A 24960-nucleotide genomic window follows, 5' to 3' on the forward strand; every position below is an offset into this window, starting at 1 on the left:
ATTTATAAAATTTAGATGAGAAGAAATTCTCATCTTTTTTGTCTCAAACCCTTGAAAACGCTGAAAATGATAACGTTTCTCAACTACAAACACTCAAGTCTTAATTTTGTCATTTTTCACAGAATAGACACATAATTTTAACAAATCTTACATTCCCCGTCATTCCTATTGTTATTAGTTTTTTCCTATTTATAAATATAATTTTTTTCCTATAAGTACTTGTAAATATTGCGTAATAAACTAAAATTAGTGGTAAGCCCTACATTTGTAGTATTAGGAGGTCAAAAAAGTGTCAAAATTTAAGTCTTTGCTTCTAATGTTTGGGACGCTTATTTTACTTAGCGGATGTTCAAACTTAGAAGTATTTAATGCAAAAGGGCCAGTAGCAAGTAGTCAGAAGTTCTTGATTATCTATTCAATCATCTTCATGCTTGTTATTGTTGCTGTTGTACTTACAATGTTCGCTATTTTTATTTTCAAGTATAGCTATAATAAAAATAACGAATCTGGTAAGATGCACCACAATTCTTTAATTGAAACAATTTGGTTTGTGGTACCTATCATTATCGTTATCGCTTTAGCTATTCCAACAGTTAAAACGTTATACGATTATGAAAAACCACCTGAAAGTAAAGAAGATCCTATGGTTGTCTATGCAGTTAGTGCTGGATATAAATGGTTCTTTGCTTATCCAGAACAAAAAATTGAAACAGTTAATACATTAACTATTCCAAAAAATCGTCCAGTAGTATTTAAACTACAATCTATGGACACAATGACTAGTTTCTGGATTCCTCAATTAGGTGGTCAAAAATATGCCATGACTGGCATGACAATGGATTGGACTTTAACAGCCGATCAAACTGGTACTTTCAGAGGACGTAACTCAAACTTCAATGGTGAAGGTTTTGCTCGTCAAACATTTAAAGTTCACTCTGTAGACCAAAAAGATTTCGATACTTGGGTAAAAGAAGCTAAAGGTAAGAAAACAATTAGCCAAGACGAATTTGATAAACAAATTCTTCCAAGTACGCCTAATAAAGAATTAACATTCAATGGTACACATATGGCATTCGTTGACCCTGCAGCTGATCCAGAGTACATCTTCTACGCTTATAAACGTTACAACTACGTTCAAAAAGATCCAAACTTCGTTGCTGAAGACAAATTATATGAAGATGTAACTGATAAACCTCAGAAACCAGCTCGTAAGGTTCAAATTACTAACGCTAACTATAAGCGTCATGGTATGAAGCCAATGATTTTAGGCAACAACGATCCTTATGATAATGAATTCAAGAAAGAAGAATCTCATAATTCTGAGGAAATGGAAAAAATCAACAAAGGAGCTAAAGACGAAAATGCGTCTAAGCTTCAGCACAAAGACAATGATCATGGAGGTGAACATTAATGAATTTTCCATGGGATCAATTGCTCGTTAAAGGTAACTGGATGATTACAATGGCCCAAATTGGTGCGCCATTCTTAGTTATCGGACTTATCGCAGTAATTACTTATTTCAAATTATGGAAATATCTTTATAAAGAATGGTTCACATCCGTAGACCATAAAAAAATCGGTTTAATGTACTTAATCTGTGCTGTACTCATGTTCGTCCGTGGTGGTATTGATGCGTTATTACTACGTACTCAGTTAACGATTCCAGATAACAAATTCTTAGAATCTAACCACTACAATGAAATTTTCAGTACACACGGTGTAATCATGATTATCTTTATGGCTATGCCGTTCATTTTTGGTTTATGGAACGTAGTAGTTCCTTTACAAATTGGGGCACGCGATGTGGCATTCCCAGTTATGAATAACATTAGTTTCTGGTTATTCTTTGTTGGTATGATCTTATTCAACCTTTCATTCATCGTAGGTGGATCACCAGCAGCTGGTTGGACAAACTATGCGCCATTAGCTGGCGAATTTAGTCCAGGACCTGGAGTTAACTACTACTTAGTTGCGATTCAGATTTCGGGTATCGGTACCCTAATGACTGGTATCAACTTCTTCGTAACAATTTTAAGATGTAAAACTCCAACTATGAAATTCATGCAAATGCCAATGTTTACTGTAACAACTTTCATTACGACTTTAATCGTAATTTTAGCATTCCCAGTATTCACAGTTGTTCTTGCATTAATGACAGCTGACCGTATATTCGGAACTCATTTCTTCACAGTAGCAGACGGCGGTATGCCAATGTTATGGGCAAACTTCTTCTGGGTATGGGGGCACCCTGAGGTATATATCGTTATCTTGCCTGCATTTGGTATTTATTCAGAAATTATTCCAACATTTGCTCGTAAACGTTTATTCGGTCACCAAAGCATGGTGTGGGCAACTGCTGGTATCGCATTCTTAAGTTTCTTAGTTTGGGTTCACCATTTCTTCACAATGGGTAATGGTGCTTTAATTAACTCATTCTTCTCAATTTCAACAATGTTAATCGGTGTTCCTACCGGAGTTAAATTATTCAACTGGTTATTAACATTGTATAAAGGACGTATTACTTTCGAGTCACCTATGTTATTCTCATTAGCCTTCATCCCTAACTTCTTATTAGGTGGGGTTACAGGTGTAATGTTAGCGATGGCATCTGCTGACTATCAATATCACAATACTTATTTCTTAGTAGCCCACTTCCATTACACATTAGTTACTGGTGTAGTATTTGCCTGCCTAGCTGGTTTAATCTTCTGGTATCCTAAAATGATGGGTTACAAATTAAATGAAAAACTTAACATCTGGTGCTTCTGGTTATTCATGATTGGATTTAACGTATGTTTCTTACCACAATTCATTCTTGGATTAGATGGTATGCCACGTCGTTTATACACTTATATGCCATCAGATGGTTGGTGGTTATTAAACGTTATTTCAACTATCGGAGCATTAATGATGGCTGTTGGCTTCCTATTCTTAGTGGCAAGCATCGTTTACAGTCATATTAAATCACCTCGCGAAGCAACTGGTGATAACTGGGATGGTCTAGGACGTACTTTAGAATGGACAACTGCTTCAGCAATTCCACCTAAATACAACTTTGCCATTACTCCAGATTGGAATGACTACGATACATTTGTTGATATGAAAGAACATGGTCGTCATTACTTAGATAACCATAATTACAAAGATATTCATATGCCAAACAATACTCATACTGGTTTCTTCATGGGTATCTTCATGTTAATCGGTGGTTTCTTCTTAATCTTTGATACAATCGTTCCTGCAATTATCTGCTTAGTTGGTATTTTAGGTACATTAGTTTATCAAAGTTTCGTACAAGACCATGGATATCATATCCCTGCTTCTGAAGTTGCCGAGAATGAAGCTCGCTTAAGAGAAGCTCGTATTAAAGAAAGGGAGGCTGTAGGTCATGAGTCATGATACAAATACTGTTGATTCACGTACGCATGAAGGTCAATTGAATAAACTTGGCTTCTGGATTTTCCTTACAGCCGAATTCGCGTTATTCGGTACCCTGTTTGCAACGTTATTAACGTTGCAACATGGTGGCGATTACGCTGGCAAAATGACAACTGAATTATTCGAGTTACCACTTGTTTTAATTATGACATTTGCCTTATTAATTAGTTCTTATACATGTGGTATTGCAATTTACTACATGCGTAAAGAGAAACAAGGCTTAATGATGTTTTGGATGATTCTTACATTACTTTTAGGTTTAGTGTTCGTAGGTTTCGAAATTTACGAGTTTGCGCACTATGCTTCTGAAGGTGTAACACCTAAAATTGGATCATATTGGTCTAGTTTCTTCATCCTTTTAGGTACTCATGGTGCCCACGTATCATTAGGTATTGGCTGGATCATTTGTTTATTAATTCAAGTTGCTACACGTGGATTAAATAAATTCAATGCTCCAAAATTATTTATCGTAAGTTTATACTGGCACTTCTTAGATGTTGTTTGGATCTTCATCTTCACTGCCGTATATATGATAGGGATGGTGTATAGCGGATGAATACAATTGTAAAACATACAGTCGGCTTTATTGCCTCAATCGTTTTAACGTTATTAGCAGTTTTCGTAACTCTATACACAAACATGACATTCCAAGCTAAAACAACTATCATCTTTGGTTTTGCTTTCATTCAAGCTGCATTACAATTATTAATGTTCATGCACTTAACTGAAGGTAAAGATGGTCGTTTACAATCGTTCAAAGTTATCTTTGCGATTATCATCACTTTAGCAATCGTTATTGGTACTTATTGGGTTATGCAAGGTGGACATTCTCACCACTTATAATTTAATAAGCACCCTACTTTATAAACCTGTATTGAAACGATTTTCGTTTCATGCAGGTTTTTTTATACATATTTTTAAGTGGTTAACTATAATTTCATTATTCTTTTATATTTATGAATAGCTATTCTTTTCATTAGTAGTAAAATTAAAATAAGAGAAATATTATTTGGGAGGTAATTGAGATGGCTTTACCTATTATCATAGATACTGATCCAGGCATAGATGATGCAGCTGCGATTAGTTTAGCGCTGTGTCATCCAAACTTTGACGTTAAGATGATTTCTACTGTTAATGGTAATGTTGATATTGAGAAAACAACTATGAACGCATTAAAACTTAAAGCCTTTTTTGAAAGTGATGTTCCTGTTCATAGCGGAGCTGAAAGACCTTTATTAAATGAGATAAATAATGCAAGCCATGTTCATGGAGAAAGTGGTATGGATGGTTATAACTTTCCAAATGAATCTTTAAAAGAACTTACTTCACACCATTCAGTAAATGCTATGTACAATATTTTAAAAAATACTAATGAACCTATTACTCTTATCGCTTTAGGTCCACTTACTAATATTGCCCTACTTTTCAATTCCTATCCTGAGAGTAAATCTCTTGTTAAAGAAATTATTTTAATGGGTGGAAGTACAGGTCGTGGGAACATAACTCCCCTAGCAGAATTTAATATTTACTGTGATCCTGAAGCTGCACACGTGGTATTTAATAGTGGCATACCTTTAACCATGATTGGCTTAGATTTGGCACGTCAAGCGCTATTTACCCATGAGTTTATCACCTCTTTTAAGAAGATGAATAAAACTGGTTCAATGCTTTATAATATATTCCAACATTATAGAGAAGATGATTTCGAAGTAGGTTTAAAATTATATGATGTGTTTACTATTTTATATTTAATGGATAGTGAGAGTTATGAGGTTAAAGAGGCTAATGTTCAAATTGAGTTACAAGGAAATTTGACGCGTGGCGCTACAGTAGTGAATTTTAAATCCGACTCCCCTAACTGTAGTGTAGTAACATCTACAGTTAACGACAAATATGAACAAGTCTTTTTAGAAATGCTTAAAAAATGTAAATAATGGTATAAAAATTAACGCTGTATTGTTAGAGTGAATCATTTTTATTCACTCTAAATCAATACAGCGTTTTACTTTCTAATAACTGTAATATGATGTTTGATTTAATAATCTATCATAAATATGTGAAATTTTATTTTCATTTGAAACTTTGTTGTCATTTGCGATATTAGTTCCCATAACAACAATATAACGTTGGTTAAAATATACAGTGAATATTTGCCCGAAAAATACTCCATTGATACGATCCCGTTGTTGACTTACATAAAAACCGTATCGATATGATTCTGGATACATTGTACTTCCCATTTGATGTAGTAAAGGCGTGGTTGTTGATTCGTTGAATATTTTATTTTGTTGCAAGTTTCGAACTAGATGTGCCATATCATATGTTGTCATAAATAAATTACCTGCGCCATAGTACTGGTCTAAAATAGTTGGATGCATCGTTTTGAGCTTATTATTGATTATTTTATATCCAGTAGCCATATATTTTTGGTAAGGCTTTTCATTGAAAAATGCACTATTATTTAAATCATTTGGCTTTGCAATCTCTTCATAATAATTTTCAACATATGACTTATGTGTTACCTTTTCGATTACTTGTGCTAAAACCAAGTAGTTTGCATCATTATATAAATGTTTATGGTAAAACTTATTATCAATACCTCTTTGTTGAATCATGTGTACTGCACTCTCTAAACTTTTAGACTTTGGAGAGGCCTCAAATTTAAATAATCCACTTCTGTGTAACATTAAATCTTTTAGCGTTATAGTCTTAGAAGTTTTAAACCATGGAAGATATTTAGATACTGGATCATTAATATTAACCTTATTTTCTAATTCTAATTTTTTTAATATTAAACCTGTAGTAAATTTTTGTGCTGAACCAATTAAATACATTGTATCTGGGGTGTTTTTTATGCCCTTTTTAATATTACGATAACCATAACCTTTATTAAATACTAATTTGCCACGGTCAAGAATTGTGATTGAACCGTTAAATTGCACGCCATTTAAATATGTATCAACATTTTTCATATTGATATCGTTCGCTTCAACAGTTTTTAGATGTTGAATTTTTTTTGGCTCTTTATCTTTATTTAAAAGATACAATTTATTATCATTTTCTTTATTATATTCGCTTTCTTTATGCCTAGCGCTAATGAGTTTCATTGAGAAAATGATAATCAGCAAAACTAATACACATAATACTACTGTAAAAAATATTGCTTTAATTTTATTTGTCTTCATCTGTTGCCTCTTTATAATTAAGCAGATAACGCTATAATTAAATTAAGTTATCCATTTAATTTATATTCATTTAATATTTTATATTATAAATTATGCTATAAAAAAAATCATCTCTAATTTATCATACGCTTATTTTTAAAAATCACATCATCCTTTAGTCTGATAAAGTGAGTGTATTTTTCTTAATCAGACTTAACTTAAGCGTATATAGAAATTTAATTTCTTTCCTTTTTTGTGACAAAATTTAAGTTGTAATTTCTCCCGAAGAGTAATACAATTTATGGTTATGAGAGTTAAAGATTATTTAAAAAATTAAGTAACCTAAGTCATCTTAGTAAAAAATATAATTTCTTCGTTTAATTGATAACTATTAAAATTTAAGTATAGGAGCGAAAATTATGAACCGTTTTTTAAAATACTTTATGATGTTATTGACTTTAGTTCTTATAGTAGTTCCTGTAATTTTTATTATCCATTTATATCATAGTTCTGAAGATGCTATGAAAGATTCTTATAGTAAAGATGATGCTAAACGACAATCTAATATAAGAAAAGGAAAAGTTGATCCATCTAAAGATGCTGTTTCAATTTTATTTTTAGGTATTGATGATAATGAAGGCCGTAGAAAAAATGGCCAAACTACAGAGCACTCAAGAACAGATTCAATGATTCTTTCAACCTTTAGTCCAAAAAAACATCAAATTAGATTACTAAGTATCCCCCGTGATACAATTAGTTATATTCCTAAAGTTGGCTATTACGATAAAATTACTCATGCACATGCATATGGTGGTCCAATAGCTGCAATGGATTCTGTAGAAGCAACGTTAAACGTACCAGTTGACTATTACGTTCGAGTTAATATGGATGCTTTTGTTCAAGCAGTTAATGAGCTTGGAGGCATTTATTATGATGTACCTTATGATTTAAATGAACCTAATACAGATGATACTGGTAGAATCAAAATCAAAAAAGGTTATCAAAAACTTAATGGTGATGAAGCGTTAGCAGTAGCAAGAACGCGTCACCATGATTCTGATCTTAAACGTGGCGAACGCCAAATGGATTTAATTAAACTTCTTTTCCAAAAAGCGAAGGATTTAAATTCGTATAGTAAATTAGATGAATTAGTTCAAATTGTAGGTAAAAATGCGAAACATAATTTAACATCTCAAGAAATCAAAAGTCTCGCTTCAATGTATTTATCTGATGATATAGACTTCAAAAAGTCCCAACTCAAAGGTAAAGATGATTACTTAGATGGTGTCTATTACTATAATCCAAGCGTCGATAGTATCGCTAAATATTCAAATTTATTGCGTTCAGATTTAGGACTATCTAAAATAACAGATAAGAAAGACTTTTTAGATGAACGTGTTATCAAGCATTATGGCTCATTAGTACCATTAACACCACTTGATCAATCTTTATTAAAAGATAACCAAAAAGATACGACTTCAAAAGATAACAATGATGATGAAACAGATAACCAATCAAATGATAGTAATGGTGAAGATGCTAATTCTTACAATAATGAACCCAATAATACAAACCAATCATCTTCAAATAATAACAACTCAGATGCTACCTATATTCCAGACCAATCAAATGAATTAGATAACAATCAAAACAATCAGTTATATTAAGTTGAAAGGAGCACGTACAATGTCACGTAAAACGTATGAAAAAGTTGCCAATATCAACGGGATGTTCAATGTTTTAGAGCAACAAATCATTCATAGTAAAGATATGGCGTTATTTAGAAATGAATTCTTCTACGTTAATCATGAACATCGTGAGAATTATGAAGCTTTATTATTGTATTACGGTAATACGTCTGAGAACCCTGTTGTTAATGGTGCTTGTTATATCGTAGCTCTTCCAGATATTTTCAATAAGGTAGATGTATTTGAATCAGAGTTACCATTTTCTTGGGTATACAATGAAAATGGCATTACAGAAACGATGCAAAACATTAGCATACCGCTTCAATATTTAATTGCTGCGGCGTTAGAAGTTACTGATGTCAACTTATTTAAACCTTCTGGCTATACTATGGGCATGAATAATTGGAATATTGCACAACTTAGAATTTTTTGGCAATACTGTGCCATCGTGCGTCAAGAAGCTCTTTAATCATAATTATTTATGTAATGAGCGGGCCGATGAAATCAATTAAATGACTATTGATTTCTGGTCCGCTCTATTTTTATCTCATTATTTAATATAGAACAACTCTATACTTATATTCATTTTGACTAATACTAATTTTTTTAAAAGGAGAACTACACAATGTTTGAAATTGTAAAAAATAAAAATATGCTATCAGACTGCTTTACAATTAGAAAAGAAGTATTTGTTAAAGAACAAGGCGTTCCTCTTGAAAATGAACTCGATGAATTTGAAGAACACTCTACTCATATTATTGGGTACGACGATCAAAATCATCAACCATTCGCTTGTGCAAGGTTTCGACCTTACGAAGATGCTGTTAAAATAGAACGTGTGGCCATCTTAAAAGACTATCGTAAATATGGCTATGGTCATGCTTTAATGACTGCTGTAGAACATTTTGCCAAAGCACAAGAACACCAATGCCTTGTTTTAAATGCTCAAACACAAGCTCAAGGTTTTTACGAAAAATTAGGTTATACACCTACAGGCGACGTGTTTTTAGAAGAAAATATTGAGCATATTAAAATGTACAAAAATATTTAATATGCATTTATAATTTGTAATTAAACTGAAAAATGATTTCTTTATTTATATGTACCTAAAATTGCTAACTTTTATAAATTTAATATTTACAATTTTATCTACTGCAAATTAAAGCTAATTACTTATATCCTTTTGCTCCCTACACATGGTAATAATTGTAAAACAAATATATTTCTAAATTTAATCATTATTCAAAATACCGAAAAGTTTATTCTAAATTTTTAATTACCATTAGTATTATTATTCTTTGTTTGATATAAGTAAGAAAAAATTAAAGTTAGTTTACAAAATCGTTAAATTAATAATTTTCATCTATTTAATTACTATAATAGAGAAATAACAACAATTATTAGGAGTAAAAACATGACAAAAAAATTCAACCTAAAATTCCCTTCAATGATTGCACTCACACTATTTGGTGCTGCATTTACATCGCATCAAGCTCATGCAGCTGAAAACAATCAAACTAATACTGATGCTAAAAATGTAATTGATGATCAACACCAGTTAAATAGTGCTAAACAAGCTAAACAACAAGTAACGCAATCAACTCAAAATGTTTCTGGCGTTCAAGCTTATCACAATCCATCAGAAGTAAAACCAAACACATCTTCTAATGTTCGTACGTATGATGCTAACTTAGATAATTTACATAATTCAAATAGTCAATCTAAAATCCAAAACGGAACTAGTGTTCAATCTTCAAACAATGCAACTGTGAACAAAGCAACAACTAATGATGTTGCAACAAATAAGACGAGTAACGTCCAAGGCACAAATGCTACTCGAACAAATAATGCTCAACAATTAAATTCTAGTGCAACAAATAATACACAAACAACATCACAACAGAAAACTCAAGGTACAGCTAACCAACAAAATACAAATATTAATCAAAACATTGCGACTCAAAATAGTAACTCAACACAAACGAGTAAAACTAATGCAACTCAAAATTCAAACATTAATAAACAACAATCATCGGTTGCTAACCTTAATCAAGGTAATCAAAAACGAGATATTGAAAAAGCTAATACTGCTGTTCAATCACAAAATAAAATCCAAACATATAATGCATCAAATTTAAATAATAGTAGTAACAAGTCTCAAAATAATACACAAACAACTCAAGTTCAAAAAGCAAATACTAATTCAACAGTAAACGCTCAAAACACGACTGTTCAGCAAAACAATGAGCAACTTAAGACTCAAAACGATGCGACTCATTCAAGTAAAGCATCAACTACTAGTAACACGAAATCAACACAAACTAAACAAACAAATCCTACAACTAATGCACAGACACAAGATAATACAAATACAAACGTAACGACATATGCTCAACCTATGACTGGTGATTCATCCGTTAGATCTGTAGGAGGTAAAGGTGGCCCTGCTACTAACGTTCGTGCTGTAAAACGTTATGCAACAACTTCATCATTACCTAAATATAAACCTCAAGTGAGTTCTTCAATTAATAATTATATTCGTTCTCACAATTTACAAGCGCCACGAATTGAAGAAGATTATACATCTTACTTCCCTCAATATGGATATCGTAATGGCGTAGGTAATCCTGAAGGAATTGTTGTACATGATACTGCTAACGATAACTCAACTATTGAAGGCGAAATTAATTATATGAAGAATAACTATCAAAATGCCTTTGTACATGCTTTCGTCGATGGTAATCGTATTATTGAAACAGCGCCAACAGATTACTTATCTTGGGGCGCAGGTCCACAAGGTAACGAACGTTTTATCAATGTTGAAATCGTGCACACGCATGACTATGATTCATTCGCACGTTCAATGAATAACTATGCAGATTATGCAGCTACTCAGTTACAATATTATGATTTACAACCAAATAGCGCTGAATATGATGGTCAAGGTACAGTTTGGACACATTATGCTATTAGTCGTTACTTAGGTGGCTCTGACCATTCTGATCCACATGCGTACTTCCAAGCACATAATTATAGCTATGACGAATTGTACGATTTAATTAATGAGAAATATTTGATTAAAGAGGGAAAAGTAGCACCATGGGGCACAACATCAAATAATTCTAATAACAATTCAGGTTCTAATAATAACAGCAATAGTAATAAAAGAAATAATAGTTCAAGCACTGCTAAAAATAATAAATTAACAGTTAAATCAGCAACTGGTTTAGCTCAAATAAATTCAAATAACAGTGGTGTTTATACTACAGTTTATGACGATTCAGGCAAAGCCACTGACCAAGTTCATAACACATTATCAGTTACTAAATCAGCCCAATTAGGTTCTGATAAGTATTACTTACTTTCAGATTATAATAGCGGAAAAACTTATGGCTGGGTTAAACAAAATGAAACAACTTATAATACAGTTAAATCTCCAGTAAAAGTTAACCAATCTTATACTATTAAACCTGGTTCAACGTTATATACAGTACCTTGGGGTAATTATAATCAAGAAGCTGGTACTATTTCTAAATCAAATACTGCACCATTTAAAGCAACTAAATCTCAGCAAGTAGGAACAGCTACTTATTTATATGGTTCAGTTAACGGACAAAATGGTTGGATAAGTCAATACTATTTAAGTCCCCTAACATCTAACGACAACGTAATGAAAGTTTCAGAATTACAGAATACACTTGGTCAAGTTTCTTCAAATAGTAAAGGTGTATATTCAACAGTTTATGATACAGTTGCCAAAACTAATCCTGAACTTAACGGTAATACGTATCGTATCACTAAAAAAGCAAACTTAAATAATCAAGAATTCTATTTAATTTCTGATTATAATAGTGGCCATTTACGTGGATGGGTGCCAGCGTCTGATATTTCCGTTAAGTCTGCTACACTTACTAAAACTGATGTTACTTCATATAAAGTGAACAGTAATACAAATGTGTATAGTACGCCTTGGGGCAGCGATAAACAAATTAAAGCGACAATTCCAACTAGTAATGAAGAATTAAGATCAATAGATAATGTTCAAATTGGTAATACTACGTATCTTCATGGTGTAGTTAACGGTGTATGGGGTTGGGTAAACAGTGATGATATCGTTAAACCACACTTCAATGCTAAGTTTGCTAAACCTGCCACAACACAAACTGTGTCTAGTATGGCACAAGTGAATGCTAATAATGATGGTATTCGTGCTACCGTTTATGATAAAAGTGGTAAAAATGCAGCGAAATATGCTAATAAAACGTATAAAGTAACTAAAGAACGAACAATTGATGATAATACGTATGTGCTGTTACAAAATCCAATTCAAAATACACCATTAGGTTGGTTCAATATTAAAGATTTAAATATTCAAAATTTAAGTAAGGAACAAAAACTTTCTGGAACTTATACTGTAAATAAAGCAAACAATGGCCTTTATTCAGTAGCTTGGGGTACAGCCCAACAACGTTTAGATAATAAAGATTTAGCAAACCAAACATTCAAAGTTTCAAAAACTGCTACTATTGGTAATACAACTTATTATTATGGTACGGTAAATGGAAAAACTGGTTGGATGGCACAAAACGATTTATCGTCTAACGCAACTGTTGATGATGCTGAAAATTATGAAGATGAATTAATTATTGATAGCACAAATAGTTTCTACTATGATGCACCTTCTTCAGCGAAAGCTTATGATTTAAAACCGTATAATGAAAAAATGTTCCATGTGACTAAGCGTAAAATAGTTAATGGTAAAACTTGGTACTACGGTAAATTAAGTAATAACAAATATGCTTGGATTAAAGATTCAGATTTGAAAAAGCAATTAGTGAAACGTAAGACATCATATCAAACATTAGACCAAGCTGTAGCAACACAACAAAATGCTTATGGTGCTCCACCACAAATACAACGTAATGCATACGGGTGGGCAAACGCTTCAACTAGTGAAATAAAAAATGCCATGAACTCTGATGCATTATCTAAAAATGATACACTTAAATATCAATTTTTACGTTTAGATCGCCCACAAAACTTATCAGTAGCAAGTATGAATAAGCTACTTAAAGGTAAAGGTGTTCTAGAAAATCAAGGTCAAGCATTTAGTGAAGCAGCTAAAGCAGCAGGTATCAATGAAATTTACTTAATTGCTCATGCTTTAATTGAAACTGGAAATGGTCAGTCACAATTAGCTAAAGGTGCAGATGTAGTGAATAATTACGTTAATCCAAATAGCGCAAATAAATACTATAATGTATTTGGCATTGCAGCATATGATAGCACCCCTCTTTCTAGTGGTATAAACTATGCTAAAAATGCTGGATGGAATTCAGTCTCTAAAGCTATCATTGGTGGCGCTAAATTCATTGGTCAAGATTATATTAAAGCCGGTCAAAATACACTTTACAAAATGCGTTGGAACCCTGATCATCCAGGTACTCATCAATACGCAACTGATGTCAATTGGGCAAACCTTAATGCTGAAATCTTAAAATCGTTTTACGATAAAATTAAAGCAGTAGGTAAATATTTCGAAGTAACGAGCTTTATCAAATAACAATTAAAATTAAAATATAAGAGGTAGTGTTAATAACATGCACCTCTTATATTTTTATACTAAAATAACCCTATGTCATTTCACTTAATTAAAAGTGATGACATAGGGTTTTATTTTTTAAAAATATATATGACGACTATTTAATTTATTCAACAATGAGTTTAAATTTTCGATTTCTTTTTTTGATAAACATTGGCATCGTGCTTCAATTAATTCACATCTTGCAGTATTGATCTGCTTAATTAAATCGCGTGCTTCTTCTGTTAAACTTAATTCTTTACAACGTAAATCCTCATGTGACTGTTGGCTTGTAATATAGCCTTTATAAACCAATTTTTTAATCCATCGTGAAACAATGGACTGTTCTCTACTAATCTTCATAGTTAAATCATATTGAGATAAGCGGTCATAATTATATAATATTCTCAATAATTCTAATTGTTCATTAGTAATATCTGTTCGTTGTCCAAAGCGTCTATTTACTAAATTAAGATCATTATTCGTTAATGTGATAAGTTTTTCTAGTTGATTATACATAGTTGTTCTACTCCACTTTTGTAATTGTTATTATTATAAAATTTATTCTATCATTATACAATACTATTCAACAAATTGACTAAATTTGTTGCATTATTATATTATTATATACTAAGTTATATACAGTTAGCATTAAATAAAGGAGCACATCGTATGTCTATAAATAAAGATAGAGACTACTTTTTCGACAATGCACGTGCCGTACTAATATTTTTAGTTGTATTAGGTCATATGATTCAGCCTTATACTTCTGAAAGTAACTATATGTTAGCTTTGTATCTTGTAATTTATAGTTTCCATATGCCAACTTTTTTATTTATTTCAGGATACTTCGCAAAGCATTTAGATAAACCCAATTATTTAGAGAATGTTGCTAAAAAATTGCTTGCACCTTATGCTATTTTTTATGCTTTTTTCTCAATTTATTATTTTATAACTGGAAAAAGTGATGCCATTCAAATGGACCCATTCAATCCTGTATTTGCTTTATGGTTCTTACTAACACTGTTCTTTTTCCATGTTATTTTAGTCATTATTCGTCGTTATAATCCAATGTATGTCTTGCCTATTACTATTATTGTCGCAGTATTAGCAGGCTTCTCAGATAACGTGGATGGCTATTTAAGCGTCTCACGTACGATAGTATTCTTCCCTGTGTTCTATATTGGCTATTTAATGACGACAGCTCAGACACAAATTTTTCGAAATAAGAAACTAAGCATTATATCAATATGTATTCTTATTGGTTTCTTTATTGGTTACTATATTCACCCTATTAACGGAGATTGGCTCTTAGGTAGTAGTCCCTATACGTCTCTCGAGAATCATAATCAAAGTGTTTATAGTCCACTTAAACGTTTAATGCATTACGTCATTATCTTTGTAACAATGTTTGCATTCTTAAATTTAATGAGTAACCATCAACGTTTCTATACTTATATTGGGCCACGTACGATGTATGTCTATCTATTGCATGGACTTGTAATTGGTGTAGTGCGAGGATTTAAGCTATACCCATTTCACGATACCATTTCACTATGGACTTATATTTATTTGATTGGGACTTCAATGGTAATTGTTTACATTCTTTCAAGTAATTTTATATGTAAATGGACCAATCCAGTCATTAATCTTAAGAGACCATCCCAATTTAATTTTTAACTATTGAAAATGAAAAACAACTGACGTATACCAAATTATAGTATTAAAATATGTTATTATTAGATTATTCTAAAAAATCTATAGTGACATACAAGATGACTATAGTTTGGTATTTTTTTGAGGTGTAAAACATGAAATTATCATTAAATTCAAATTCTAAATTTTTAAGAGCACCAAGTATTCGCCAATTCTCTAATCGCATGAAACATATTGATGATTGTGTCAATTTAACGATTGGTCAACCCGATTTTCCAATGCCAGATGTTGTTAAAGAAGCTTATATTAATGCGATTAAAGAAGATAAAACAAGTTATTCTCACAATAAAGGATTGACTGAAACGCGCCAGGCTATTAGCCAATATTTTAAAAATAAGTATGGCTTTTATTATAGTGAAGAGGAAGTTATCGTAACAAATGGTGCAAGTGAAGCGCTAGATACTTCTTTACGTAGCATCATTGAACCTGGAGATGAAATTCTTATTCCTGGTCCAATTTATGCTGGTTACATCCCTCTTGTAGAAACACTTGGCGGGGAACCAGTGTATATCGATACAACGCAATCCAATTTTAAAGTCACACCTGAGTTAATCGCTCAACATATCACAAATAAAACGAAAGCCATTCTACTGAATTACCCTACTAATCCTACTGGTGTTATTTTAGAACGTCACGAAGTAGAAGCTTTGGTAGAATATTTAAAAACAAAAGAAATCTTCATTATTAGTGATGAAATCTATGCTGAAAATACATTTAAAGGTGAGCATACATCTTTTGCAGAATATGAAGTTATTCGTGATCAATTATTATTGATTGGTGGTTTGAGTAAATCACATTCAGCTACAGGTATTCGCATTGGATTTTTATTAGGCCCTGAATATCTTATTGAAAAATTAACCTTTATGCATGCATATAATTGTATCTGTGCTAATGTACCTGCACAAATTGCTTGTATCGCAGCATTAAATGAAGGTTTAGAAGCACCTCAATATATGAATGAAGCGTATGTTGAACGTCGAGATTATTTAAAAAATAAGCTTATAGAATTAGGCTTTGAACTTGAGGCTCAACCAGAAGGTGCATTTTATATTTTCCCAAGTATTAAGAATTATACTGAAGAAGATTTTGACTTTTGTGTTAAAGTGTTAGAAGAAGCTCATGTAGCTATCGTACCAGGATCATCTTTTACTAATATTGGTAAAGGCTATGTGCGTATCTCCTATGCTTATGAAATGAGCGTATTAAAAGAAGGCATGCGACGTTTAGAAGCATTTTTAAAACAAAATTATGATTTATAACTAAAATGAACCCATAGTGAAATGTATTGACATCTCACTATGGGTTCTCATTTTATCTAAAATCTATTATGGGAATTTAGGGAATTGATCGAAGTCTGGATCACGTTTTTCTTTGAACGCGTCACGACCTTCTTTCGCTTCATCAGTTGTGTAGTACAATAATGTAGCGTCTCCAGCCATTTGTTGTAAACCAGCTAATCCATCAGTGTCAGCATTCATCGCTGCTTTTAAGAAACGTAAAGCAGTTGGTGAATGTTTCATAATATCTTTACACCATTTAACTGTTTCGTCTTCTACTTCATCTAAAGGTACAACTGTATTTACTAAGCCCATGTCTAATGCTTCTTGTGCATTATATTGTCGGCATAAGTACCAAATTTCACGTGCTTTTTTATGTCCAACGATTCTAGCTAAGTAACCTGAACCATAACCTGCATCGAATGAACCTACTTTAGGTCCTGTTTGACCAAAGATAGCATTGTCAGCAGCAATTGTTAAGTCACATACTACGTTTAAGACGTTACCGCCACCAATTGCATAACCTCTTACCATAGCGATAACTGGTTTAGGAATAACACGGATTAAACGTTGTAAGTCTAAAACGTTTAAGCGAGGAATTTGGTCTTCGCCTACGTAACCACCATGTCCACGTTTCTTTTGATCTCCGCCTGAACAAAATGCTTTATCGCCTTCACCAGTTAAGATGATTACAGATACATTTTGATCATCGCGTGCGCGTGAAAATGCATCAATCATTTCAGCAACTGTTTTAGGTGTAAATGCATTACGTACCTCTGGGCGATTAATTGTTACTTTAGCAATTCCTTCGAAAAATTCATATTTTATTTCATCATATTCTCTTAGTGTTTCCCACTGTCTAGTCATTTTGCTCCTCCTTTAAAAAACCTAATACTATTGTATCAAATTCCGTCTCATCTTCCACATGAATTGTATGGCCTACTTCTTTAAAGATATGAACTTGACTATCATTCATTTTATCAGCCATAGCATGCGCAGTTTTCACGAATTTCTTATCCAATTCTCCTGCTAAAATGAAGCACGGCATTTGAATATCTTTTACTTTATTCCATAAATTTGGCATATGGCCTGTGCCATAATCTCGTAACGCTTTCGCTAACCTATGAGGATCCTGTGACATTCGCATCTCGCGAATCGCTTTACGCTTTTCTTTATCTAGTTCATATTGAGTATAAAACAATGGTAATTTTTCCCAATCATTAACAAAGATTTCTAAGCCAGCTATATCAAGTACCATACCTCTTGCTGCATCAATTTGTTGACGTTCAAGACGATCATCTTCATTGTCAATACCTGGCGATGTACTCTCTAATATTAAACTCTTCAAGACATGATGACCGTGTAATGCATAATATAACGCTACACGTCCACCCATAGAATAGCCTAGTAAATGTAATGTGTACGCTTTGAATTGATCTAAGACCTCATCTAATTGTTTCACAAGATATGGGAAGTCCCACGTCTCCTCCATTGATGATTCATCTTGACCATGGCCTGGTAAATCAATCGTTAATACATTAACTTCTTGTAATAACGCTGAAAGATGTTGGCTATACGTACGACTGTCACTAATAAATCCATGCAATAATATTAATAATTGAGATGTTTCCTTTTCTGATTTATGAAAATTATAATGTAACATTTAGAATATCACTCAATTTCTTATATAAGATTTGATGTTGTTCAAGGTTATCCTGACGGTCTGTCATCATTTCATAAATGTGTGAACTCATATGAGATAACTTTTCCTGAGAAAAATCAGTAATCGTGTTAAAACGCTTGAATGTAAAATCATAAAGCAATGCTGTATATTCAAAATTCAAGCCTGTTGGTGTGCCAAACAAACGTTCAAAGTAAGCATCGGCAGACGATTTCTGTGGTAAATAAGAGAAAATGCCTCCACCATCATTATTTAATAACACAATATTTAAATGGATATTATTCAATTTCGCTATTAATAAACCATTCATATCATGATAAAAAGCTAAATCGCCAATTAATAACGTGATATTTTTATGAACGGCCATACCAACGGCAGTCGACACTACGCCGTCAATCCCATTAGCGCCACGGTTAGCATAAACTTCTACTTCACTATCAAACAATAAATTATCGACATCACGCACAGGCATACTATTACTAACAAATAATGCATCATCTTTAGTCAATTTTTTAATTAATGCATTTACATAAGCCGCTTCATCTGTAGCTTGTTCGGCATGTTTAGTAATCATTACGCGAGATTGTGTTTCAAGTGTTTGCCACATTTCTATCCAAGATTTACGATTAACCGTTGATTCTTCAACTAAATTTCTGAAAAAGTCATTCGCTGAAATTTCATATGAAATACTTGGTGGAGTTGGAAAAACATCAATTTTATCATTATTTTGTACAAGAATTTGAAAAGCATTCGTACGTTTCAACCACTGATTTAATTTTTTAGAAATAACAGGTTTACCGACACGGATAATAAAATCAACATCTAAATCTAATCCTGCACGATACAATAAATCATATGTTGTAATTACATTAGGGTGATTATATTTACGTAATTGACTCAACGGATCAGCCAATATTGGTAAATCATGTATAGTCGCATATGTGAGGATTTGATCTACCGCTTGATGTTGCATGTCTCCTACTATAATAAGACCCTTTAACTGTTTTAAAACGTCTCGAATATCTTGCACATTAATATTTTTTTGATAATGTGGCAATGTTTTATGATACGAAGTAAGCCACTCTACCTTTTCAAGGTCAGGCGTCAATGGCTCTCTAAACGGCAAATTGAAATGAATAGGTCCACGATGAGGACCATATAAATATTGACTTGCGATTTGCATTTGATAATAAATGGCATCTAACATTTGCTCGCTACCATCTGCTACTGGCATATCAAATTGGAAATTTACATAGTTCTCAAACATATTCACTTGATTAATCGCTTGTGGTGCTCCTACACTTCTTAATTCATGTGGACGATCACTCGTTAATACAATTAATGGAATGCGACTAATTTGGCTTTCTGCAATAGCTGGTGTGTAATTAGCTGCTGCAGTACCTGAAGTACATAATATCGCTACCGGTCTTTCGCTTCCTTTTATTAAACCTAAAGCGAAAAAGGCAGCACTACGTTCATCAGGATGAATCCAAGTCTTAATGTTTGGATGTGCTTCAAAAGCAATCGCTAATGGCGTTGAGCGGGAGCCAGGACTAATCACTACTTCTCGCACGCCATAAGCATAGAGCTCTGAGGCAAATGTATATACTTGTTTCGTTAGTGCTTCATTATGATTCATTCTTATCCACTACTCCTAAAGCATTCATCATTGGTGAGAATTTAACCGCTGTTTCAGCTAATTCACTCTCAGGATCAGAATCCTTAACTATGCCACAACCGGCAAATAATGTCGTTTGTTTCTCTTTAATCAACATTGATCGTATAGCTACGATAAATTCACAATCATCATCCATATCAATAAAGCCTACCGGTGCACCATAAAGACCGCGCGTACCAAATTCATTCTCTTCAATAAATTTAACCGCTTCATCTTTCGGATAACCGCCTAAAGCAGGCGTTGGATGTAATTCGTCAATTAAACCAATATATGAATTACTTTTTAATTTACCTTTAATTTCAGTATATAGATGATACATATGATCATTTTTTAAGATATTTGGTGTTTGATTATACTCTACATCATCTACAAATGATTCAATATCATGTAAGATACTTCTTACTACAAATTGATGTTCACCTAAGTTCTTTTTATCTTCTAAGAAAGCTTTCACATTTTGTTGATCGACATTTTCATTGTGCGTGCGTTTAATTGTACCTGCAACGGCCTTCGTTGATAATACACCTTCGTCTACTTTTAATAATTGTTCAGGCGTTTGTGAAAAGAAGACCGATTGATTCGATTCTAAAATGAAAATGTAACTATTCTTCTCATTTTCAAGTGCGCGTTTTAAAACATAAGGAACACTGATAGTTTTATCAAATTTAATTAAACGACGACGTGCTAAGACAATCTTTTTATCTTCATCTAATTGAGCAATCGCATCGCTTACTAATTCTTTCCATTCATCTTTATAAATGTCTTCCATACGTGTGATATTGCCCATTGCGTCATTCACATCTGGTTCATGAATTTCAGCGTTCTCAAAGTAATCTATAATTTCTTTAAATTGGTCTATATCAAAATTTTCTCTCTCAACGGTATAAGTTAATAGCGTTTGATTATCAACATTAGAAATAAGGACTTTTGGAACAACAAAATGATTAATACCAAATTCACGCCATTCATCATCAGATTTATGACTTGAGAATTGGAATCCTCCCACTACTTTTAAGTGGTGTTTAGAAGTTTCAAGATGTATCAGTTCCACATCTTTTTTAAATTTTTCCCATTCACGGAAAATAGATTGTTTATTTTCAAAGTTATTTTTAAACCTTTGAACTGCATGATAGCCGAAAAACGAAGACTGATTATCATTTAAACGTAGATAAAAGCGATCACCTGCTTGGTCTTCAGTTAATTGAAATAAAGCAGTTGGTGGTAAAGTTCTATTTAAAATTACTTCTACAGAAATCCAATTTTTATTGCTTTCGTATATTGATTCAATAATTTCGTCTTCTTTTAAATTCGCAGCCATTCATTTCACTTCTTTCATTTTTTCTATTTTTACTCATTATAATATTGTATCATTTTTCATTATTTATAGTGGCATAATTGCTTAATCGAATTGGGAAATATTTCACGTAGATTGACCTTTATAACCTATTCCTTTAAAATACATATGTTAAAACTTTATATAATAAGAGGTAGATTATATTATGGCAGATCAATATCAACAATATTCTACTGTTAGAAAATATTGGCAACTAATGCGACCTCATACATTAACCGCTGCGATTGTACCTGTATTAGTAGGTACAGCAACAGCTAAACTTTTTTTATTAGGTAGTCAAGACCATATTAAATTCAGCTTGTTTTTAGCTATGTTAATTGCATGTCTTCTTATCCAAGCTGCAACGAATATGTTTAATGAATACTATGACTTTAAAAAAGGTTTAGATGACCACACTTCTGTGGGCATAGGTGGCGCAATTGTAAGAAATGGTATGAGTCCTAAACTTGTCATGAATCTAGCAATTGCATTTTATATTATAGCCGCTTTACTTGGTATCTTCCTTGCTGTTAAAAGCTCATTTTGGATCATTCCAGTAGGTATCGTTTGTATGGCGATTGGTTATCTTTATACTGGAGGCCCATTCCCAATTTCATGGACACCATTTGGCGAATTGTTCTCTGGTTTATTTATGGGTATGATTATTATTTTACTTGCGTTTTTCATTCAAACAGGTAACATCAATGGATTTGTTGTATGGATTAGTATTCCAATTGTGATTACTATCGGTTTAATTAATATGGCAAACAATATCCGTGACCGCGTTAAAGATAAAGCAAGCGGACGTAAAACTTTACCAATTTTATTAGGTAAAAGCGCTTCAATTACATTTATGGCAGCAATGTATATTTTAGCTTATGCTGTTGTCGTATTTATTGCTTTCTTTAATAAAGGCGGTTCTCTATTTTACTTACTCGTATTACTTTCATTCCCAATGCCAGTTAAAGCGATTCGTCGCTTCAAGAAGAACGATACGCCTGCTAGCATGATGCCTGCAATGGCCGCAACAGGTAAAACGAATACTATCTTTGGTATTCTTTATGCCTTAGGAATTTATATTAGTGCATTACTAGGTGGCATTTAATAAATAATTACTTTCCAACATTGCTGTTTTTATAACAGTTAAATGTTGGATTTTTTTATGCTTGATGAATCATGTGCAAATAGTTATGACCATATAAATCAATATCCTCTACCCATTTAAATCCTAGACGTTCGTATAATTTGCGCGCTTTCGGATTATCGTAATCACAATTTAAACTCCACTTTCTATTAGGATAAGTATCAATTAAATGTTCAAACAGTTGCGTAGCAATCCTTTGCCCTCTATATTCCGGAAAAGTAGCTACCGTTTCAATGTACCATTCATCATCTTTCGCTTCTTTAATGGGTAAAGGGGTACCATACGCTTTCATATCTTCTTCAAGTGGTAAATCATTCCACGTAGCTTCTAACGCCATTTCTTGTGCCCCATCATAAGCAATAATACATCCTGCTACTTGATTATCTTTTTCGTATACCCATACATTGTCATAAAAAGCACGATAACGAATGTTAACAATACTCTCTTCTAATGCATTCAACACACGTTCTTTAGTTATCTCTTTAACCATTTCAAGTTCCATATCTTGCCAAATCATATAACACAATTCTGCAATTTGTTTATTATCACTCGGATGTGCTTTGCGTATCACTGCATACTCTCCTCCCTTATACTTTTATCTATCTATTATTATATAAAAGTTTCAAATTTTAATAAATTAATTGCAAAAAACTTGATGTTTGGTTCTGATTCTAATGGTAATCATATAAATAAATATATAATCATTATTTAAATAGTGTTGATGTGTCAAGTTATGGGAGGATTAAATTCAATGAAAGTAAACAAAACAATTTATGTATTATTAGCAATCTTTTTAGGTGGCGTCGGTTTGCATAAATTTTACGCTGATAAAGTATGGCAAGGTGTCTTTCACTTAGTATTCTTTTGGACATTTATTCCAACAATTATTTCTATTATTCACGGTATCATTGTTATATTCACAACAAAAGCTGATAGAAATGGATATATTACTTTATCTAAAAAGGATCTTACTATTTAAACATGTATTTAAAAACTTAGCTTTAAATCTAGATAGAACGGGTAAAAATAAAGATAAGATAATTAGAAAAAGGGGTTAGTAAATATGAATATCATTAAACGCGTATTTCGCATAATTATTACAGGATATTTAGTAAAGTGGATTCGTAATATGATTGAAGGTAATTCAAAAGGTAGAAAATAATAATATAAAAAAGGTCTATTTACTATTTTAAATCAAAGTAGAAATAGACCTTTTATAATGAGTGACAGGATCCTATTTTACTCATTGAAAACTGCCTCCAAAGTTTTATATTCGTTAGTGTAGTTCATAAAATCAGTTTCATTTTTATTAATTAATGCTTCATCAATTAATTTAACAAGTTGCTTTTTGCGCGCTTGTCGAAGGGCCTCATCAATTATAAGCTCAACTCCAAGATCATTAACTGTAGTTACAAAATCTTCTAGTGTCGTATGTTTGACGTTCGTGTTGTAATACATTACAATCACTGCCTTTCTTTTTTATTTAAGGATAGTATACAAGCTTTTATTTTTTAAATCAATCGAATATTCAGACATTTCTGTAAAAATAAGTGTAATATTATTTTAAAAGAAAATCTTGACAACTGATAAAATTTTTATATAATAATTTTATATTATTAATTGCGCCTTCATTGTAGCTTTTAATAGTAAATTTAATTGAAAAGGAGTTTTTCTATGAATAAGACTGAAGAACTCAACAATACTGTTTATGTCATCCGGAAAGGAGATATGGTAGTCAAACCCATTTTCAATGAATATGAACAACCTCAAGGCACTGAAATAATGAAGTTTGACACTACTAAAGAAATCAGCCCTTTCAAAACGCAAAAGATTATTGAACGCTCTTGTAAATTCTATGGTAACAATTATCTAAGTAAGAAAGCAGAAACGCAACGAATCGCAGGTATCACGAGCAAGCCCCCTATTTTATTAACCCCTTTATTTCCTACCTATTTTTTCCCAACACATTCAGATCGTTTAGAAGCAAATATATGGATTAATATGCATTACATCTCAGATATTAAACCTCTTAAAAATCGTCGTAGCAAAATCATCTTCGCTAATCAAGAAACCCTCACTTTAAATGTCTCTTTCCACAGTTTATGGCACCAATATACCAACGCAATTTTTTACTACTACATGGTTGATAAACATTCCCGTATGAAATCTAACAATCCAGAAATGCCAATTGACTACGAAAAAACTACTCTCAACATCTTTGAAGCCCTTTCCCATTATTCATTATTACAAGATAAATAGT

General features: G+C 32.3%; 23 protein-coding genes. 15 read left to right on the forward strand and 8 right to left on the reverse strand.

From position 1 onward, the window contains the following. The first annotated feature begins 289 nt into the window (after positions 1–289). From qoxA to rihC, 5 genes are all read left to right on the forward strand, one after another. Entirely contained in the window at positions 290–1411 is a 1122-nt protein-coding gene (qoxA, locus tag LIX58_RS00885) for a cytochrome aa3 quinol oxidase subunit II (RefSeq protein WP_126565338.1), read from the forward strand. Further along, positions 1411–3399, forward strand: coding sequence for a cytochrome aa3 quinol oxidase subunit I (qoxB, locus tag LIX58_RS00890; protein WP_126565337.1), 1989 nt, complete (start codon positions 1411–1413; stop codon positions 3397–3399). Before qoxA ends, qoxB begins: the two co-directional genes overlap by 1 nt. Next, complete coding sequence (gene qoxC / locus LIX58_RS00895; RefSeq protein WP_126565336.1) at positions 3389–3994, forward strand: cytochrome aa3 quinol oxidase subunit III; 606 nt, start codon at positions 3389–3391, stop codon at positions 3992–3994. Before qoxB ends, qoxC begins: the two co-directional genes overlap by 11 nt. Further along, positions 3991–4281: a cytochrome aa3 quinol oxidase subunit IV gene (qoxD, locus tag LIX58_RS00900; protein ID WP_126565335.1), complete on the forward strand. Its 291-nt coding sequence runs from the start codon at positions 3991–3993 to the stop codon at positions 4279–4281. Before qoxC ends, qoxD begins: the two co-directional genes overlap by 4 nt. A 182-nt stretch (positions 4282–4463) precedes the next feature. Continuing rightward, complete coding sequence (gene rihC, locus LIX58_RS00905; protein ID WP_154837946.1) at positions 4464–5372, forward strand: ribonucleoside hydrolase RihC; 909 nt, start codon at positions 4464–4466, stop codon at positions 5370–5372. Between the two features lie 75 nt (positions 5373–5447). On the opposite strand, the gene LIX58_RS00910 is transcribed toward rihC, so the two are convergent. Continuing rightward, on the reverse strand, positions 5448–6623 hold the full coding sequence (locus LIX58_RS00910; RefSeq protein ID WP_154837947.1) for a serine hydrolase domain-containing protein: 1176 nt from the start codon (positions 6621–6623) through the stop codon (positions 5448–5450). Positions 6624–7021: 398 nt separating this feature from the next. Between LIX58_RS00910 and LIX58_RS00915 the strand changes: the two genes are divergently transcribed. The 4 genes from LIX58_RS00915 (at position 7022) to LIX58_RS00930 (ending at position 13853) form a co-directional block, all read left to right on the forward strand. Then, complete coding sequence (locus tag LIX58_RS00915; protein WP_154837949.1) at positions 7022–8269, forward strand: LCP family protein; 1248 nt, start codon at positions 7022–7024, stop codon at positions 8267–8269. Positions 8270–8288: 19 nt separating this feature from the next. Continuing rightward, on the forward strand, positions 8289–8759 hold the full coding sequence (locus tag LIX58_RS00920; RefSeq protein WP_126565331.1) for a DUF2538 family protein: 471 nt from the start codon (positions 8289–8291) through the stop codon (positions 8757–8759). A gap of 156 nt (positions 8760–8915) precedes the next feature. Further along, positions 8916–9341, forward strand: coding sequence for a GNAT family N-acetyltransferase (locus tag LIX58_RS00925; protein ID WP_154837951.1), 426 nt, complete (start codon positions 8916–8918; stop codon positions 9339–9341). A 363-nt stretch (positions 9342–9704) separates the two neighbouring features. Beyond that, positions 9705–13853 (forward strand): GW dipeptide domain-containing protein, encoded by a 4149-nt coding sequence (locus LIX58_RS00930; RefSeq protein ID WP_154837953.1) that lies wholly within the window; start codon positions 9705–9707, stop codon positions 13851–13853. A gap of 117 nt (positions 13854–13970) precedes the next feature. Here the strand turns inward: LIX58_RS00930 and LIX58_RS00935 are convergent, their stop codons facing one another. Continuing rightward, on the reverse strand, positions 13971–14390 hold the full coding sequence (locus tag LIX58_RS00935; RefSeq protein WP_126565328.1) for a MarR family transcriptional regulator: 420 nt from the start codon (positions 14388–14390) through the stop codon (positions 13971–13973). Positions 14391–14543: 153 nt separating this feature from the next. On the opposite strand from LIX58_RS00935, the gene LIX58_RS00940 reads away from it, so the two are divergent. Both LIX58_RS00940 and LIX58_RS00945 read left to right on the forward strand, forming a co-directional pair. Continuing rightward, on the forward strand, positions 14544–15551 hold the full coding sequence (locus LIX58_RS00940) for an acyltransferase family protein (RefSeq protein WP_154837955.1): 1008 nt from the start codon (positions 14544–14546) through the stop codon (positions 15549–15551). Between the two features lie 131 nt (positions 15552–15682). Beyond that, on the forward strand, positions 15683–16846 hold the full coding sequence (locus LIX58_RS00945) for an aminotransferase class I/II-fold pyridoxal phosphate-dependent enzyme (protein ID WP_154837957.1): 1164 nt from the start codon (positions 15683–15685) through the stop codon (positions 16844–16846). A gap of 66 nt (positions 16847–16912) precedes the next feature. On the opposite strand, the gene menB is transcribed toward LIX58_RS00945, so the two are convergent. The 4 genes from menB to LIX58_RS00965 are packed head-to-tail and all read right to left on the reverse strand — an operon-like array spanning position 16913 to position 21541. Continuing rightward, complete coding sequence (gene menB / locus LIX58_RS00950; RefSeq protein WP_126565325.1) at positions 16913–17731, reverse strand: 1,4-dihydroxy-2-naphthoyl-CoA synthase; 819 nt, start codon at positions 17729–17731, stop codon at positions 16913–16915. Beyond that, entirely contained in the window at positions 17724–18527 is an 804-nt protein-coding gene (gene menH / locus LIX58_RS00955; protein WP_154837959.1) for a 2-succinyl-6-hydroxy-2,4-cyclohexadiene-1-carboxylate synthase, read from the reverse strand. Before menH ends, menB begins: the two co-directional genes overlap by 8 nt. Next, positions 18514–20184 (reverse strand): 2-succinyl-5-enolpyruvyl-6-hydroxy-3-cyclohexene-1-carboxylic-acid synthase, encoded by a 1671-nt coding sequence (menD, locus tag LIX58_RS00960; RefSeq protein ID WP_226386003.1) that lies wholly within the window; start codon positions 20182–20184, stop codon positions 18514–18516. Before menD ends, menH begins: the two co-directional genes overlap by 14 nt. Continuing rightward, a complete protein-coding gene (locus LIX58_RS00965) occupies positions 20174–21541 on the reverse strand; it encodes an isochorismate synthase (RefSeq protein WP_226386004.1) in 1368 nt (455 codons plus the stop codon). Before LIX58_RS00965 ends, menD begins: the two co-directional genes overlap by 11 nt. Before the next feature lie 181 nt (positions 21542–21722). Here LIX58_RS00965 and LIX58_RS00970 point away from each other — a divergent pair, with 181 nt between their 5' ends. Further along, positions 21723–22661, forward strand: coding sequence for a 1,4-dihydroxy-2-naphthoate polyprenyltransferase (locus tag LIX58_RS00970; protein WP_126565321.1), 939 nt, complete (start codon positions 21723–21725; stop codon positions 22659–22661). Positions 22662–22716: 55 nt separating this feature from the next. Here the strand turns inward: LIX58_RS00970 and LIX58_RS00975 are convergent, their stop codons facing one another. Next, on the reverse strand, positions 22717–23271 hold the full coding sequence (locus LIX58_RS00975) for a GNAT family N-acetyltransferase (protein WP_126565320.1): 555 nt from the start codon (positions 23269–23271) through the stop codon (positions 22717–22719). Between the two features lie 180 nt (positions 23272–23451). On the opposite strand from LIX58_RS00975, the gene LIX58_RS00980 reads away from it, so the two are divergent. Together LIX58_RS00980 and LIX58_RS12620 are read left to right on the forward strand one after the other, a co-directional pair. Then, on the forward strand, positions 23452–23679 hold the full coding sequence (locus LIX58_RS00980; RefSeq protein ID WP_126565319.1) for a TM2 domain-containing protein: 228 nt from the start codon (positions 23452–23454) through the stop codon (positions 23677–23679). Positions 23680–23763: 84 nt separating this feature from the next. Then, positions 23764–23862, forward strand: a complete 99-nt coding sequence (locus LIX58_RS12620) for an SAR1012 family small protein (RefSeq protein WP_371869265.1) — start codon at positions 23764–23766, stop codon at positions 23860–23862. A gap of 77 nt (positions 23863–23939) precedes the next feature. Here the strand turns inward: LIX58_RS12620 and LIX58_RS00985 are convergent, their stop codons facing one another. Further along, on the reverse strand, positions 23940–24158 hold the full coding sequence (locus LIX58_RS00985) for an IDEAL domain-containing protein (protein WP_103328308.1): 219 nt from the start codon (positions 24156–24158) through the stop codon (positions 23940–23942). Positions 24159–24374: 216 nt separating this feature from the next. On the opposite strand from LIX58_RS00985, the gene LIX58_RS00990 reads away from it, so the two are divergent. Then, positions 24375–24959: a competence protein ComK gene (locus LIX58_RS00990; protein ID WP_126565317.1), complete on the forward strand. Its 585-nt coding sequence runs from the start codon at positions 24375–24377 to the stop codon at positions 24957–24959. Position 24960 lies beyond the last annotated feature (1 nt).

The organism is Staphylococcus sp. Marseille-Q1834 (genome assembly GCF_916858875.1).
In the GTDB taxonomy this organism is placed as follows: domain Bacteria; phylum Bacillota; class Bacilli; order Staphylococcales; family Staphylococcaceae; genus Staphylococcus; species Staphylococcus pragensis.